Annotated in this window: 15 protein-coding genes; 8 read left to right on the top strand and 7 right to left on the bottom strand. The window is 64.3% G+C overall.

Features of this window, described 5'->3' with window-relative positions:
* Positions 1 to 22: 22 nt before the first annotated feature.
* The gene (locus QCE58_RS28285; protein WP_008352792.1) at positions 23 to 1,141 is read left to right on the top strand and encodes a diguanylate cyclase; all 1,119 of its coding nucleotides are present in this window, start codon (positions 23 to 25) and stop codon (positions 1,139 to 1,141) included.
* A 68-nt stretch (positions 1,142 to 1,209) separates the two neighbouring features.
* Here QCE58_RS28285 and QCE58_RS28280 read toward each other — a convergent pair whose 3' ends face one another.
* The 5 genes from QCE58_RS28280 to clcA all read right to left on the bottom strand — a co-directional run bounded on the left by QCE58_RS28280 (position 1,210) and on the right by clcA (position 5,215).
* Positions 1,210 to 1,371 carry a DUF1328 family protein gene (locus QCE58_RS28280; protein WP_008352793.1) on the bottom strand — a complete coding sequence of 54 codons (162 nt, stop codon included), beginning with the start codon at positions 1,369 to 1,371 and terminating at the stop codon, positions 1,210 to 1,212.
* A gap of 220 nt (positions 1,372 to 1,591) precedes the next feature.
* Complete coding sequence (locus QCE58_RS28275; protein WP_160172929.1) at positions 1,592 to 1,759, bottom strand: hypothetical protein; 168 nt, start codon at positions 1,757 to 1,759, stop codon at positions 1,592 to 1,594.
* Between the two features lie 284 nt (positions 1,760 to 2,043).
* Complete coding sequence (locus tag QCE58_RS28270; protein ID WP_033536710.1) at positions 2,044 to 2,658, bottom strand: LysE family translocator; 615 nt, start codon at positions 2,656 to 2,658, stop codon at positions 2,044 to 2,046.
* Positions 2,659 to 2,792: 134 nt separating this feature from the next.
* A complete protein-coding gene (locus QCE58_RS28265; protein ID WP_008352795.1) occupies positions 2,793 to 3,821 on the bottom strand; it encodes an aldo/keto reductase in 1,029 nt (342 codons plus the stop codon).
* A 68-nt stretch (positions 3,822 to 3,889) separates the two neighbouring features.
* The gene (clcA, locus tag QCE58_RS28260) at positions 3,890 to 5,215 is read right to left on the bottom strand and encodes a H(+)/Cl(-) exchange transporter ClcA (RefSeq protein WP_008352796.1); all 1,326 of its coding nucleotides are present in this window, start codon (positions 5,213 to 5,215) and stop codon (positions 3,890 to 3,892) included.
* A gap of 134 nt (positions 5,216 to 5,349) precedes the next feature.
* Here clcA and QCE58_RS28255 point away from each other — a divergent pair, with 134 nt between their 5' ends.
* The 3 genes from QCE58_RS28255 to QCE58_RS28245 all read left to right on the top strand — a co-directional run bounded on the left by QCE58_RS28255 (position 5,350) and on the right by QCE58_RS28245 (position 9,059).
* Positions 5,350 to 7,635, top strand: coding sequence for a VTT domain-containing protein (locus tag QCE58_RS28255; protein ID WP_250497290.1), 2,286 nt, complete (start codon positions 5,350 to 5,352; stop codon positions 7,633 to 7,635).
* Positions 7,632 to 8,399: an endonuclease/exonuclease/phosphatase family protein gene (locus QCE58_RS28250; protein ID WP_008352800.1), complete on the top strand. Its 768-nt coding sequence runs from the start codon at positions 7,632 to 7,634 to the stop codon at positions 8,397 to 8,399. The genes QCE58_RS28255 and QCE58_RS28250 overlap by 4 nt, the downstream gene beginning before the upstream one ends.
* Before the next feature lie 198 nt (positions 8,400 to 8,597).
* Positions 8,598 to 9,059 (top strand): HU family DNA-binding protein, encoded by a 462-nt coding sequence (locus QCE58_RS28245; RefSeq protein ID WP_008352802.1) that lies wholly within the window; start codon positions 8,598 to 8,600, stop codon positions 9,057 to 9,059.
* A gap of 141 nt (positions 9,060 to 9,200) precedes the next feature.
* On the opposite strand, the gene QCE58_RS28240 is transcribed toward QCE58_RS28245, so the two are convergent.
* Positions 9,201 to 10,103, bottom strand: coding sequence for a LysR family transcriptional regulator (locus tag QCE58_RS28240; RefSeq protein ID WP_033536698.1), 903 nt, complete (start codon positions 10,101 to 10,103; stop codon positions 9,201 to 9,203).
* 121 nt (positions 10,104 to 10,224) lie between these two features.
* Here QCE58_RS28240 and QCE58_RS28235 point away from each other — a divergent pair, with 121 nt between their 5' ends.
* Positions 10,225 to 10,968, top strand: coding sequence for an SDR family oxidoreductase (locus QCE58_RS28235; protein ID WP_250521796.1), 744 nt, complete (start codon positions 10,225 to 10,227; stop codon positions 10,966 to 10,968).
* Here the strand turns inward: QCE58_RS28235 and QCE58_RS28230 are convergent.
* Positions 10,965 to 12,539, bottom strand: a complete 1,575-nt coding sequence (locus QCE58_RS28230; RefSeq protein WP_250503110.1) for a 3'-5' exonuclease family protein — start codon at positions 12,537 to 12,539, stop codon at positions 10,965 to 10,967. The genes QCE58_RS28235 and QCE58_RS28230 overlap by 4 nt on opposite strands.
* A 139-nt stretch (positions 12,540 to 12,678) precedes the next feature.
* Here QCE58_RS28230 and QCE58_RS28225 point away from each other — a divergent pair, with 139 nt between their 5' ends.
* Genes QCE58_RS28225 through QCE58_RS28215 form a run of 3 tightly spaced genes read left to right on the top strand, consistent with a single transcriptional unit; the run spans position 12,679 to position 15,823 of the window.
* Positions 12,679 to 14,085, top strand: coding sequence for a circularly permuted type 2 ATP-grasp protein (locus QCE58_RS28225; protein ID WP_033536712.1), 1,407 nt, complete (start codon positions 12,679 to 12,681; stop codon positions 14,083 to 14,085).
* 1 nt (position 14,086) lies between these two features.
* Positions 14,087 to 15,040: an alpha-E domain-containing protein gene (locus tag QCE58_RS28220; protein WP_008352812.1), complete on the top strand. Its 954-nt coding sequence runs from the start codon at positions 14,087 to 14,089 to the stop codon at positions 15,038 to 15,040.
* Positions 15,041 to 15,043: 3 nt separating this feature from the next.
* Positions 15,044 to 15,823, top strand: a complete 780-nt coding sequence (locus QCE58_RS28215) for a transglutaminase family protein (protein ID WP_250521795.1) — start codon at positions 15,044 to 15,046, stop codon at positions 15,821 to 15,823.
* Positions 15,824 to 15,881: the final 58 nt, after the last annotated feature.

Genomic DNA, 15,881 nt, shown 5'->3' with positions numbered 1-15,881 from the left:
ATCAACCAAGGACACGCGTTTCATGAAAACTCCTCATCCCGATCCGCTGGCCGAGCGCGCGAAACGGGCCGCGGCCGCCGCGTCGGCGAGCATCGAGCGCGCGGGCTCGCGTGCAATCGCGGACGAGCGCGCCGTGTCCGATCTGCTCGCCGCCGCATTGAACGCGCCGCCCGCCGCCGAGTTGCCGGTGATGGTGCTGCTCGTCGACGATCAGGCGATCATCGCGGAAGCGTTGCGCCGCGCGCTCGCCGAAGAGCGCAACGTCGATCTGCATTACTGCGCGAATCCGGAAGAGGCGTTGCGCACCGCGCAGGAAACGCGGCCGACGGTGATCCTGCAGGATCTCGTGATGCCCGGCGTCGATGGCCTGACGCTCGTGCGTCAGTACCGCGAGCATCCGGCGACGCGCGATATCCCGATCATCGTGCTCTCGACGAAGGAAGAGCCGCGCATCAAGAGCGCGGCATTCGCGGCGGGCGCGAACGACTATCTCGTGAAGCTGCCCGATACCATCGAGCTCGTCGCGCGCGTGCGCTATCACTCGCGTTCGTATCAGAACCTGCTGCAACGCGACGAAGCGTATCGCGCGCTGCGTCAGTCGCAGCAGAAGCTGCTCGAAACGAATCTGGAATTGCAGCGCCTGACGCATTCGGACGGGCTGACGGGTTTGTCGAATCGCCGCCGTCTCGACGATTATCTGAACGCGGAATGGCGGCGCGCCGCTCGCGAGCATGCGTCCATCGGCTTTCTGATGATCGATGTCGATAACTTCAAGTCGTACAACGACACGTATGGCCACGTCGCCGGCGACGATGTGCTGAAGCTCGTCGCGCATACGATCGAATCGAGTCTCGCCAGTCCGACCGATCTCGCCGCGCGCTTCGGCGGCGAGGAATTCGCGGTCGTGCTGCTCTCGACATCGGCGCCGGGCTTGCGTCTGCTCGGCGAGAAAATACGCATCGCGGTCGAGGCGCTGGACGTGCCGCATGCGGGTTCGTCGAGCGGGCGCGTGACGATCAGCGTCGGCGGCGCGATACAGATGGCGATGCACGACGATGCGTCGAAGCAGCTCGTCGAAGCCGCCGATCTCGCGCTGTATCGCGCGAAGAGAGACGGGAAGAACCGGGTGATCGTCACCTGACGAAAAAACGCGCGGCCTTCGTCGAAGCCCGCGCGTTTTGCTTTACGGCGTGTGCTGCGTGAATGGCGTCATCGCCTGAACACGCCGAGCAGCAAGGTCGCCAGAAAGATCACGATAAAGATGAAGAACAGGATCTTGGCGATTTCCGCCGCGCCCGTTGCGATTCCGCCGAAGCCGAAGACGGCCGCGATGATCGCGATGATGAAGAAGATGACAGCGTAACGGAGCATGTTGCCCTCCTTGGTGGATCGGATGATCGGTTGATCGGTCGATATGCAGGCGGATCGATGCCGCCGCTTTCGCTCATCGGTTTTCCCGCGCATCGTTCAAAGCAACGGACGTGCCCAGCGCATCGCCCGCGTGCCGGAGATGCAAAAACGCCGCAATGAAAGGAACATTGCGGCGTCGCGGATCGCGCTTGCCTTCGCGCGATGTGTCCGGCTGTCGAGGCTAACGGCCTAGTGTGCGATCGGAGTCGGTTTCATCGTCGTCGTCTTCGTCGTCGACGCTGTTGAGCGCATCCGGCAGGTTGTTCTCCAGTTCATCGCGTTCGATCTGATCGGCTAGGTCGAGGGATTTGCGCGTGGCGGGACCGGACGGGCGATTGGCTCCAGACATGGCGTACTCCTTGAACAGATTTCAAAGCCGCGCCGACGATTCGGCGCGAACCAACGGACTAGCAAGGCTTGTACGCGCCGGGCTGAATAGTCCGCCTTAAAGGATCGCTTAAGGATCAGTTGAGGATCGTTTGGGCGGAAAGGTGAACAGACCGTGCTGACGATAAAGAAACGCAGTCCCAATCTTGCAAGCAGGACGGCAGATTTTGCGTGCCGGCGCGTAAGGCCAGTATGCACCGGGACGCGCGTCGAGGCAAAGACGACGCGCATGTTTCGGATCGCGCATCAAGCGAAAAAATGGGCGACGATCGGATACAGCGACAACACGAGCAAGACGGCCATCGTGATGTTGAACATGCGCAACCGGCGCGGATCCGCGAGAAAGCGGCGCAGCGACGTGCCGAACGCGGCCCACATCGTGATGCACGGCAAGCCGATCACGACGAGCACGACGGCCATCAGCGCGGCGTTCAGCGAAAGACTCGCGTGCAGGTGGATCGTGCTCGCGGCGGTGAGCACCATCATCCACGCTTTGGGATTGATCCACTGGAACGCGATCGCTTCGTGAAAGCGCATCGGGCGCGCCTTGCTGTCGCGCATCTGCACCGACGACGACGTGCCGATCTTCCACGCCAGATACAGCAGATACGCGACGCTCGCCGCTTCCAGCACCGTATAGAGGATCGGCAGACGCTCGAACGCCTGCGCGAGCCCGAGGCCGACCGCGATCATCAGGATCGCCATGCCCGCGCTGATGCCGAGCATGTGCGGCAGCGTGCGCCTCAACCCGAAATTGACGCCCGAGGCGAGCAGCATCGTGTTGTTGGGACCGGGCGTGATGGTCGTCACCAGCGCGAACAGCGCGGCGGCTGGAAGGGCGTTCAGAAGTTCGGTGGGCATGGCGCGCTCCGCAATGAAGGATTCGATGAGCGCCAAGTGTACGGAAGGTGTCCGGTACAGTACCGGTACAGATTGTCAGGTGACTTCCTGTACGGTGTCCGGACGCGACGGGCCGTCGCGCCCAGCCAACCTCCTTACACGGGGAACGGATTGCGTTCCGCGAATCCCTGTTGATGCCAGTACGGATACGCGGGCCGCACCGCGCTCGCCTCATCGAGCTTCTTCACCTGTTCCGCCGTGAGGTTCCAGCCGACCGCGCCGAGGTTCTGCCGCAGTTGCTCCTCGTTGCGCGCGCCGATCAGCACAGTCGCGACCGTCGGGCGCTGCAGCAGCCAGTTGAGCGCGATCTGCGGCACGGTCTTGCCGGTTTCCTCGGCGATGGCGTCGAGCGCATCGACGACGCGGTACAGATATTCGTCCGGCACCGGCGGCCCCATGTCGGCGGTTTTGTGCAGACGGCTCGTCGCGGGCAGCGGCTGGCCGCGCCGAATCTTGCCGGTGAGGCGTCCCCAGCCGAGCGGGCTCCAGACGATCGCGCCGACGCCCTGATCGATGCCGAGCGGCATCAGCTCCCATTCGTAATCGCGGCCGATCAGCGAGTAGTAAGTCTGATTCGCGACATAGCGCGGATAGCCGTAACGGTCGGCCACATCGAGCGATTTCTGCAAATGCCAGCCCGAGAAATTCGACACGCCCGTATAGCGGATTTTTCCGGCGCGCACGAGATCGTCGAGCGTGGAAAGCGTCTCTTCGACGGGCGTTTTCGCATCGAAGCCATGCAACTGGAACACGTCGATGTAATCCGTTTGCAGGCGTTCCAGTGCCCCGTTCACGGCCTTGATGAGATGAAAGCGCGACGAACCGACGGCGTTCGGGTCGTTGTCGTCGAAGCGGAAGGTCGCCTTGGTCGAGACGATGACCTTGTCGCGCCGGCCCTTGAGCGCCTCGCCGAGTATCGATTCCGACGTGCCGCGCGAGTAGATGTCGGCGGTGTCGAACATCGTCACGCCCGCGTCGAGGCAGATGTCGACGAGCTTGCGCGCTTCGCTCACGTCGGTCTCGCCCCACGCCTGAAAGAGTTCGCCCTTGCCGCCGAAAGTGCCGGTGCCGAAGCTCAGGACGGGAACCTTGAAGCCCGAAGCACCGAGATGTCGATATTCCATTGCGTGTCCTCGTGGATGAAGTCCATCGACGAGACTACCGCAACGGCTCGACGCATGCAGCGTCCGCGTCAGCGATGCCGCGCCGCGCGTTCGCCGAGCGAATCGTAGATCGGCGGCACGCGCAGGAGCATCGGCACGATCATCGCGGTGAAGCAGGCGGTGAGCATCGGCAGAAGCAGCGTGAAGCTCGCCGTCATTTCCGTGACGAGCACGATGCCCGTCACCGGCGCGCGCACCACCGCGACGAAGAACGCCGCCATGCCGACCACCGCGAACGTGGCGGTGTCGCCGGCGGGGCTCGCCATGCCGGGAAACCAGTCGAGACACACGCGGCCGAACACGAGGCCCGTCTGCGCGCCGAGCGCGAGCATCGGCGCGAAAAGGCCGCCTGGCGTGCCCGCCGCATACGACACCGGGCCGAGCACGAAGCGCAACGCGAACATCGCCGTCACGCTCGCGACGGTTCCCGCGCCGAGCAGCGCGCGCTCGGTCAGCGCATCGCCGCCGCCGGCGAGAGCCGGCGCGAACCACGCGAGCAGGCCGACCGCCGCGCCGACCACGGCGGCGCGCGCCGTCGCATGTTTCACCGATGCGGGCGGCGCGATCGAGTCGGCGACATCGAGCGTCCAGAGAATCACGCGGCTGTACAGCGCGCCGAGCAGCCCCAGCAACAGGCCGAGCACGAGATGCGCGCCGGTCATCTCGAAGCCGGGAAACGGCTGCGCGGGCAGATGAAAGTCGGGCAGATCGCCATGCAGCAGACGCGCCATCGCGATCGCGCTCGCGGATGCGCCGAGCGCCGCGACCGCCGTGCGGGTATCGAAACGGCGCATCAGTTCTTCGAGCACGAACACTGCGCCCGCGATCGGCGCATTGAACGCCGTGGCGAGCCCCGCGCCCGCGCCGGCCGCGAGCAGTACACGGCAATCGCCGGCATTGCGCCTGAAAGACGTGCCGATGGCATGTGCGATCGATGCACCCATCTGCACGGTCGGACCTTCGCGGCCGAGCGCGAGCCCCGCGCCGATGGCGAGCACGCCGCCCACGAACTTGATCGGGATGAGCACGAGCGGCGCAGGCGGCACGCTGCCGTGCAGTACCGCTTCGACGTGTGGAATGCCGCTGCCGCTCGCCATCGGCGCGAAACGCGCGACGAGCCATGCGGCGAGCGCGGATGCCGCCGTCGCCGCGAGCACGACGAGCACGATCGCCGCATCGTGGCCCGCGTGCGCCCACGCGACGAACGCGTTGCGCCAGATATCGCCGCGTTCGAGCGCGAAGCGAAAGAGCACGCCGATCGCGCCCGTCGCCGCCCCCACGACCACCGATGCCGCCGCGAGCGGAACGAGTCCTGCGCGCTCATCGTCCTGATTGGTGACTTCGTTATCGTTCATCGCGCATGTCGCTCCGGAATCGGCATGTGCAACGAAGCGTAACATCGCGCGGCGCGGCGGGCATGGGGCTTGCAAAACGAAAGTTATTTCGCCGCGAAGCCCGTCGCGGGGTATGCAGAGGCACACAGAGGCACATGAACCACGCAAACGACGAGCCGTTTTTTCAGCCAGGGCGCAATTGCGCGAGCGTGCGTCACGCAGATCGCTTCAGTCTGCTCATCGATGGCGCCGATTATTTCCGCGTGCTGCGCGAGGCGCTCACGCGCGCGGAGCGCACGGTGTTCATCCTCGGCTGGGATATCGATAGCCGCATGAAGCTCACGCCCGAAGGCGCGGACGACGGCTATCCCGAAGCGCTCGGCGATTTTCTGCACGCGCTCGCGGGCGACAAGCGGCGGTTGCGCATCTACATTCTCGCTTGGGATTTCGCGATGCTCTACGCATTCGAGCGCGAATGGCTGCCCGTCTACAAGATGGGCTGGCGCACGCACCGGCGCATCGCGTTCCAGATGGACGGCAAGCATCCGCTCGGCGGATCGCAGCATCAGAAGATCGTCGTGATCGATGATCGCGTGGCATTCGTCGGCGGACTCGATCTCACGCGCTCGCGCTGGGACACGTCCGCGCACGCGCCCGACGAGCCGCTGCGCCGCGATGCGAACGGCGCGGCATATCAGCCGTTTCACGACGTCCACACGATGTTCGATGGCGACGCCGCGCGCGAAATCGGCCAGCTCGCACGCGAACGATGGGCCCGCGCATGCGGCAAGCGCCTCGCGATTCGCGCGCATCGGGCGACGCTGCAGAACGATCCGTGGCCGCCTTCGCGACGCGTCGATCTCGAAGATGTCGATATCGCCATCTCGCTCACCGAGCCGGATTATCTCGGCCGCGAACCGGTGCAGCAGATTCGCACGCAGTATCTCGACGCCATCGCGCGGGCGCGGCGCAGCATCTATATCGAGAACCAGTACTTCACTTCGGGGACGATCGGCGCGGCGCTCGCGGATTCGCTCGCGCGCGAGGACGGACCCGATCTCACGATCGTCGTGCCGCGCAATCAGAGCGGCTGGCTTCAGGAAGTGACGATGGGCGTGCTGCGCGCGCGCCTGCACAGGCTTCTGAAAAGCGCCGACGCGCATGGACGTTATCGGCTGCTGTGCCCGAGCGTGCCGAAGCTCGGCGACGCGATCGTCAACGTGCACAGCAAGCTGATGATCGTCGACGACGAATTGCTGATCGTCGGTTCGGCCAATCTGAACAATCGCTCGATGGTCCTCGACAGCGAATGCAACGTCTCGATCGATGCGGGCGCGGATGCGCGTATCCGCCGCGCGATCGCGACGATGCGCGACACGCTGCTCGCCGAGCATCTCGGTTGCGATATCGCGGATGTGGTGCGCGAACGAGAGGCGCGCAACGGCACGAATGCGGGAATTCAGGCGCTGTTGCGCGACCGCGACGAACATCGCACGATGGTGCCGCTCGATCCGCAAGTGTCGACGGAGCTCGACCAGCTGATTCCGCCCGAGGCGCTGATCGATCCCGAAACGCCGATCGCCGCCGACGAACTCGTCGATCAGTTCGTGCCTGCGGAAAAGACGCGTCCGCTCATCGGCCGCTTCGCGCTGCTCGGCATGTTCGCGCTGATGGTCGTGGTCGTCGCGGGTCTGTGGCACTGGACGCCGCTCGGCGATTACGTGAACCTGAAGTCGCTCACGAACGCGACGCGCCATATCGATTCGCTGCCGCTCGCGCCGGTCTGGATCGTGCTCGGCTATGTCATCGCGGCCGTCATGGCCGTGCCGATCACGTTGCTGATCGCGACGACGGGCATCGTTTTCGGCGCGTCCTGGGGCGCGGCTTATGCGTTCATCGGCACGACGATTGCAGCGGCGATATCGTATTCCCTTGGCAATTGGCTCGGCCGTGACGCGGTGCGCAAGCTCGCGGGCGCGCGCGTCAACCGGCTGTCCGAACGCGTGGCGAAGCGCGGCATCGTCGCGGTCGTCGTGTTGCGGATCTTGCCCGTTGCACCATTTGCGATCGTCAATCTCGTGGCGGGCGCATCGCATATCCGCATGCGCGACTTCATGATCGGCACGATGCTCGGCATGGGCCCCGGCATCTTTCTGACGGTCGCGTTCGCGCATCAGTTCGTCGCGTCGCTGCATCGGCCGACGGTCGGCTCGTTCGCGGTGCTGATCGGCATCGGCGCGGCGCTGATCGGCGCGTCGCTGCTGCTGCAGCGCTTTCTCGGTGGCAAGAATCGTCACGACGCGCACGAAGGCGCACCGAGCGATGCGGACAAATCGCGCGCCAGCGACGAAGCCAAACGCGCGAGCGAACTGCGCGAGAACGGCACGATGCCGCGCGAATCATCGACGAAAAACGAGCGCCCCGACGAGGTCAACTCATGACGCTGATGCACGAGACCGTCATCGAACGCGAATATATGAAGGACGCGCGCGCACGCGAGCTGCGCATCGCCACATACAACTTGCATGGCGCGATAGGCATCGACGGCAAGTTCGCGCCGGAACGCATCGGCGCAGTGCTCGCCGAGATCGATGCGGACATCTTCGCGCTGCAGGAAGTGCCGCTCGGCGGCAGCGGCGCGCCCGATGTGCTCGACGTGCTGCAACGCATGACGAACCTGAACGCGGTCGCGGGCCCGACGCTCGACACGCCCGAACGGCGTTACGGCAACGCAGTGCTCACGCGCTATCCGGTGCGCGCGGTCCGCACGCTCGATCTTTCGTTCAGGAGCCGCGAGCCGCGCGGCGCGCTCGATGCCGACATCGATTGCGGCGGCGAACTCTGGCGTGTGGTCGCGACGCATCTCGGGCTTGCATCGAGCGAAAGGCGCGCGCAAGTGGAGCAAGTGCTGCAAAGCTTCGATACGCCCGCGCTGCCCGTGATCCTGCTCGGCGATCTGAACGAATGGTTCGTCTATGGCCGCACGTTGCGGCGGCTCGTCACGCACTTTCATCGCGCGAGTGCGTTGCGCACCTTTCCGACGCGCTATCCGCTCTTCGCGCTCGATCGCATCTGGGTGCATCCGGGCGAACGTCTCATGCGTGTCGATGTGCATCGCACGCCGCTTTCGCGTATCGCATCGGATCACTATCCGCTCATCGCGCATATCGCGCATCGCGCATTTGCATCGTCGATGCAGCGATAAAGCGCGCGACGTATGCGATGTAAACGCGGCTCCATGACTTGCGTGTCAGCGCGACGCCACGAAAAACCCCTATAAAAACGATATAAAAGCGCAAAAGACTCGCACGAACTCGCTTGGCCTATGTAGAATCCGGCGTGATACGAACGCATCGGTGCGAACGTATTCGAATATCACTGACCAAAAACAGGTAGGAGAAACATGCCGACTTCCGCTAAAACCGCTGCCAAGAAAGCCCCGGCCAAGAAGGCCACGGCGAAGACCGCTGCCGCACCGGTGAAGAAAGCAGCAGCACCGAAAGTTGCCGCGAAGAAAGTAGCCGCGAAGAAGACCACGAGCGGCGCTCCCACGCCGATCAAGGACACGTTCACGAAGGCATCGCTCGCAACGCATCTCGCAGATCGCGCCGCTGTCGACGTGAAAGCGGTGAAGGCCGTGCTGGTCGCGCTGGAAGACACCATCCTCGGTTCGATCCACAAGAAGGGCGCTGGCGAATTCACGCTGTCGGGCCTGCTGAAGATCACCGCGCAAGCCGTGGCCGCGAAGAAGAAGCGCTTCGGCAAGGACCCGTTCACGGGCGAGGAGCGCTGGTTCCCGGCCAAGCCGGCAAGCGTTCGCATCAAGGCGCGCGCGCTGAAGAAGCTGAAGGACGCAGCGGCTTAAGTCTCTTTCGCCGGCATCACGGCTTCGGTTTCGTTGGCGAAATCGAAGCGCGTCGAACAAGAGGCCAGCTTCCCTTCATCGGGATGCTGGCCTCTTTTGCTTTTTCGTCGCTTGCTTTTGCTTTCCTTGCTTTTGCTTTCCTTATGATGCGCGCGCGTTGAAAGGCGCGAAGATCTCGCTCAACCAATCCGCGAAAACCCGTACGCGCGCGGAGAGCTGCCGGTTATGCGGATACAGCACGGAGATAGGCATCGGTGGTGGCGGAAGGTTGGGAAGCACGAGTCGCAGACGGCCATTGTTCAAAGCATCGTCGACGTGATAGCGCGGCACCTGCACGATGCCGAGTCCGGCGAGCGCGGCTTGCGTATAGAGTTCGACGCCCGACACCGAAACCGACGCCTGCAATTCGATGGTCTCGATACGCCCGTCGACGCTGAACTCCAGCGGCAATGCACGACCCGTCGCGCTCGATACGAAGTTCACCGCGCGATGCGATGCAAGCGCTTCGAGATCATCCGGCGTGCCTTCACGCGCGAGATACGCGGGACTCGCCACGGTGACTTGTTCGAGCAGCGCGACGCGCCGGCCGATCATCGACGAATCCTGCAACATGCCCGCGCGCAGCACGCAATCGACGCCTTCGCGCACGAGATCGACGAGCCTGTCGTCCTCGCCGATATGCAGTTCGATCTGCGCATGACGCTCGAGAAACGCGGGCAGTCCCGGCATGATGAAATGCCGCGCGAGCGTGCCTTGCAGATTCACGCGCAACAAACCCTTCGGCTCCGCGTGCTTGAACGAGCCTTCCGCTTCTTCCAGATCGGCGATGAGACGCACGCAACGCCGATAGTGCTCCTCGCCATCGGGCGTGAGGCGCACCGTGCGCGTCGTGCGTTCGAGCAGGCGCGCGCCGAGCCGCTCTTCCATGCGCTTCATCAGATTAGTGACGGTGGCGCGCGGTATCTGCAGATCGTCGGCCGCTTGCGTGAAGCTGTGCCGCTCCGCGATACGCACGAAGACCTGCATTTCCTGGAATCGATCCATGGCGAATGGGCGGTGAATTGTTAAAGCTACTGGAACGATGATACTAATCCACGCACGATGATCGCGAAAACGGAATGATTCATCATGCTTCTCATCGAACAGCCACTTTGAGGAGCCCATCATGAGTCAGACCCAATCGAAACGCGTGGCGATCGTCACGGGCGCGTCGCGCGGCATCGGCGCCGAGATCGCGCGGCGTCTTGCACGCGACGGCTTCGCGGTCGCGGTGAACTATGCGTCGAGCGCGAAGGAAGCGGATGCGCTCGTCGTGCAATTGCGCGAAGCGGGAAACACGGCGATCGCGGTAAAAGCGGATGTCGCCAAAGCCGACGACGTGCGCGACATGTTCGAGACCGTCGAAGCGCAGCTAGGCAAAGTCGATGCGCTCGTCAACAACGCGGGCGTTCTGAAGACCGCGCCGCTCGCCGATACGAGCGATGCGCTTTACGACCAGACGTTCGATATCAACGTGCGCGGCACGTTCAACACGCTGCGCGAAGCGGCGGCGCGCATGAAGGGCGGCGGGCGCATCGTGAACTTTTCGAGCACGACGCTCGCGCTCAACATGCCGGGCTACGCGATCTACAACGCGACGAAGTCGGCGGTCGAATCGTTCACGCATGTGTTCGCGAAGGAGTTGCGCGGACGCGGCATCACGGTGAATGCGGTCGCGCCCGGACCGGTGGCGACGTCGCTGTTTCTCGAGGGCAAGACCGACGAGCAGATCGCCACGTTCTCGAAGATGCCGCCACTCGAACGTCTCGGTCAGCCGGACGATATCGCCTCGATCGTCGCGTTTTTCGTCGGGCCCGATGCGGGCTGGGTCAACGGCCAGGTGCTGCGCGCGAACGGCGGCATCGCTTAAAGCATCAGCGCGAACTGGTCGTCGGCGGGTGCGCGGCGCTTCGTCGTCGCGCGTTTCGTCTGCTGTGTGACGGCGGCGCGCGCGGGCGCGTCCTGTACGACGAGTTGGAACGCAGGCCGCGCATCGCATGCGATCCATTGCAGTTGTTCCGGCGCGAGGCGCTTCGCGATCAGGCTGTACACATCCGAGTCGAACGGGCGTAGGTCGGGCGAGTCGGCGAGGAGCGGCGCGATGCCGTCGCGTGTCGGGCATGTGCCGATATAGCACCATCGATCGATTACGTGCCACGCTTCGCGACCCGATGCTTCATCGCGCTCGCAGACGGCGATCGGCCCTTCGTGCGGCCATTTCACGAGGCGCGCGCCTTCGAGCGCATCGAGCGCACGCGAGGCGTGATCCGCGAGCGTTTCGATTCCCGCACACGACCCGAGGCAGCGTTTCACCTGATAGCCGAAGCAGCCGCGCCCCGGCGAAAGCGGCGCTTTTTCGAGGCCGAGCGTCGCGTGACAGAGATTGTGTTCATCCGCCAGATGGCGCATGAACGCATGCGCTTTCGCGCGCGACGCGAACACGCCGAAGAGATGTTCCTCGCGCGACAGATCGCGTTTGTTCGCCTTCACGAGCGTCGGCGCATGCGCGCCCGGTAGCCACTGCCACGCACACGTTGCCGATGCGCCTTTGAGCAAGCGATTGTGCGTCGGCTTCAGCTCCTTCACGAGCTTCGCTTCGAGCAGCAGCGCGCCGAGCTCTCCGACCGTCTCGCGGCATTCGATGCGACGGATCGCCTGCGAGATCGACAAGTCCTTCTGAAGCCTGTGATCGCCCGAAAAATGCGCCGCAACGCGTTGTTTCAGGTTGATGCTCTTGCCCACATAGAGCGGCACGTCGTCGTCGCCGTGAAAGAGATAGACGCCGGGCGCCGACGGCAACGCATCGAGCGCGCCTTCGGGCAGCGCGGCGGGCAAGCTCGCGCGGCGCACGAGCGTTTTGATGGCTGCGTCGACGAGATCCTGCGAATAGAGCGCGTGAATCTTCTGCCAGAACTGCCAGAGCAGGTCGGCGTCGGCGAGCGCGCGATGGCGTCCTTCGGGCGCGAGGTTCAGCCGCGCGATGAGCGCATCGAGACCATGTCTTTCGACCGATGGAAAGAGCGCGCGCGACAGCCGCACCGTGCACAGCGTATCCGCGCGAAACGCGATGCCCGCGCGGCGAAAGGCGTTCTTGAGGAAGCCGTAATCGAAGCGCGCGTTGTGCGCGACGAAGAGCTTGCCGTGCAGCCGCTCGGCGAGCGCGGGCGCGAGCGATTCGAAGGTGGGCTGGCCGCGCAGCATGGCGTCGTCGATGCCGGTCAGGCGCGCGATGAACGGCGGCACCGGCACGCCCGGATCGACGAGCACGCTCCAGCGCTCGATGCCCGCCGTGCTCGCTTCAACGACGCCGATTTCGGTGATGCGGTCCTCGGTCGCGTTCGAGCCGGTGGTTTCCAGATCGACGAAAACGATCGGGCGCGCGAGTCCTGCGAGAAGGGCATCGGCGAGGGAATCGGCTTCGTCTTCGAAAGCGTCGGACATGATGAAACGTTGAGCGTTGAGCGGGCAGTCTAGCGCGAAACGGCCGTGCACCATGAACGCGCGCTAAAAAAGTGGCGCACGTCGCGCACTTTCGTCCGATACTGCAAGGAAATGCGGCAAAAAAACGAAGGACGCAATGATGCAGATCTACGATGAAATGCGTCAGGACGACACCGTGCGCAGTCACTACGCGCGGTTTTCACGCTGGCTCGCGCAGCAGCGCCCCGAAACCATCGCGAGAAAGCGCGCCGAAGCGGACGTGCTGTTCCGGCGCGTCGGCATCACGTTCGCGGTGAATGGCGATCTGTCCGGCACCGAGCGGCTCATTCCCTTCGACATGATTCCGCGCATCATTCCCGGCGACGAATGGCGCGTGCTCGAAGCCGGTTTGCGGCAGCGCGTGCAGGCGCTCAATCTCTTTCTGCACGATATCTACCACGACGGCGACATCGTGCTCGCCGGGCGCGTTCCGGCCGAACAGGTCTACACGAACGCGCAATATCGGCCGGAAATGCAGGGCGTCGACGTGCCGCTCGACGTCTACGCGCATATCGCGGGCGTCGATGTGGTGCGCGCGGGCGCGGCGGGCGAGTTCTACGTGCTCGAAGACAATTTGCGCGTGCCGTCGGGCGTGTCGTACATGCTCGAAAACCGCAAGATGATGATGCGGCTCTTTCCCGAACTCTTCGTGCAGAACCGCGTCGCGCCGGTCGCGCATTATCCCGACCTGCTGCTGGAAACATTGCGTTCGATCGCGCCTGAAGGCGTCGACGATCCGGCGGTCGTCGTGCTGACGCCCGGCATGTACAACTCGGCGTACTTCGAGCACACCTTCCTCGCGCAGCAGATGGGCGTGGAACTCGTCGAGGGCAAGGATCTTTTCGTCGACGACAACTATGTCTTCATGCGGACAACGCACGGCCCGCGCCGCGTCGACGTGATCTATCGCCGCGTGGACGACGACTTTCTCGATCCGCTCGCGTTTCGTGCCGATTCGGCGCTCGGCATTCCGGGCTTGCTGACGTCGTATCGCGCGGGGCGCGTGACGCTCGCGAACGCGATGGGCACCGGCATCGCCGACGACAAATCGATCTATCCGTTCGTGCCCGACATGATCGAGTTCTATCTCGGCGAGAAGCCGATCCTGAACAACGTGCCGACGTTTCAGTGCCGCAAGCCCGACGATCTCGCGTACACGCTCGCGCATCTGCCGGAGCTCGTCGTGAAGGAAGTGCACGGCGCGGGCGGCTACGGCATGCTCGTCGGGCCGGCATCGACGCAAGAGGAAATCGAAACCTTTCGCGCGTTGCTGCTCGCGCGGCCCGAAGGCTATATCGCGCAGCCGACGCTCGCGCTCTCCGCGTGCCCGACCTTCGTCGAGGCGGGCATCGCGCCGCGTCATATCGATTTGCGGCCGTTCGTGCTGTCGGGCCGCGAAGTGTCGATGTGCGCGGGCGGCCTCACGCGCGTCGCGCTGCGCGAAGGCTCGCTCGTCGTCAATTCGTCGCAAGGCGGCGGGACCAAAGATACGTGGATGGTCGAATGACATGCTGAGCCGAACCGCCGATCACCTGTTCTGGATGGCGCGTTACATGGAGCGCGCCGAGAACACCGCGCGCATGCTCGACATCAACATGGAAGGCGCGCTCCTGCCGCAAACGCCCGAGCAGGAAGCGCGCGCGCAGCGTTCGGTGCTGAAGATATCCGAGCTGGAAGACATGTTCGACGCGCGTCATCCGGGATCGCGCTCGCGCGAGGACATGCTGCACTTCATGGTCGCCGATGCGCGCAATCCGTCGAGCATCCTCTCGTGCCTGCAGGCGACGCGCGAAAATGCGCGCGCGGTGCGCGGCACGCTCACCACCGACGGCTGGGAAACGATCAACTTCACCTGGCTCGAATTCACTCAGCGCCTCGCGAACATGGAACTGCAAACGAGCCCGGATGCACTGTTCGAATGGGTCAAGTACCGCTCGAATCTGTGCCGCGGCGTGATGCAGGGCACCGCGCTGCGCGACGACGCGTTTTTCTTCATGCAGCTCGGCGCGTATCTGGAACGCGCGGACAACACGGCGCGCATTCTCGATGTCCGTTTCGCCGATGCCACGCCGAACTCGCGCGAAGCCGCGCGGCAGCTCGAAGACTTCTACTACTGGACGTCGATACTGAGTTCCGTGTCGGCGCTGGAGATTTATCGCAAGGTGTATCGCGATGTCGTGACGCCCGCGCGCGTCGTCGAACTGCTGATCCTCAACGAGCAGATGCCGCGTTCGCTGCTGGCATCGCTCGACGGCGTCTGCGACACGCTCGCGAAATTGCGCACGGACGCGTCGAAGGAATGCGAGCGTTTCGCGGGCAAGCTGCGCGCCGATGTGCTGTATGCCGACATCCGCCAGATACTCGAAACGGGCGTGCACGCGTGGCTGACGCAGTTTCTCAAGCGTGTCGACGAACTCGGCCTGCGCGTGATGCACACCTTCCTCATGTTGCCGATCGCGTGAATCATGCTGCTGACCATTCGCCACGACATCCGCTATCGCTACGCCACGCCGGTCACGTATTCGATCCAGCAGTTTCGCGTGAGTCCGGCGAGCGGCGCGTCGCAGATCGTGCGGCACTGGCATGTCGAAGCGCCGGGCAAGCTCGACCTCACGCGCGACGCCTACGGCAACGCGCTGCACACGCTCGTGCTGACGAAGCCGCACAGCGAGATTCATGTGAGCGTGGCGGGCGAGATCGAAACGGAGGCTTTATCCGATGGCCGTCTCTTCGATGAAGCCGGTCCGATTCCGCTCGAACATTTCACCTGTCCCACGCGGCTTACCGCGCCCGATGCCGCGATCCGCGAGCTCGCGCACGGCGTCGACGCGCTCGATACGCCCGCGTCGCTCATCGCGCTGACGGAGCGTATCGGCGAGCGCGTGCGGTATCGCAAGGAGCCGGCGTATGCGGCGGGCACGGCGGCGCAGGCGCTCGCGAGCGGCTTCGGCGATGCGCGCGATCTCGCGCATTTGATGCTCGCGTGCTGCCGCGCGCGGGGCGTGCCGGCGCGCTGCGTGAGCGGCTATCTGGATGCCGACGTGCACGCCTGGACCGACGTGTGGATCGAGCACGGCTGGGTGTCGATCGATGCGACCCGGGCGGCGTTCGCGGGCGAGCGTCATTGCCGCCTTGCCGTCGCGCGCGATTACGAATCGGCGGCGCCGGTGCGCGGCTCGCGCGTCGGCGGGAAGGAGGAAGCGCTGACGGTGCATGTGAGCATCGATACACAGCCGGATCAGTGAACGCATCGATGCGACGCGCGTTCGCGCTCAGTACAATGTGGGTTTGCTTGTTTCAGGA

Source organism: Caballeronia sp. LZ028, from assembly GCF_031451415.1.
Lineage (GTDB): Bacteria > Pseudomonadota > Gammaproteobacteria > Burkholderiales > Burkholderiaceae > Caballeronia > Caballeronia zhejiangensis.
The sequence above is the reverse complement of the archived record's forward strand: the minus strand, read 5'-3'. Positions and strand labels throughout refer to the sequence as shown.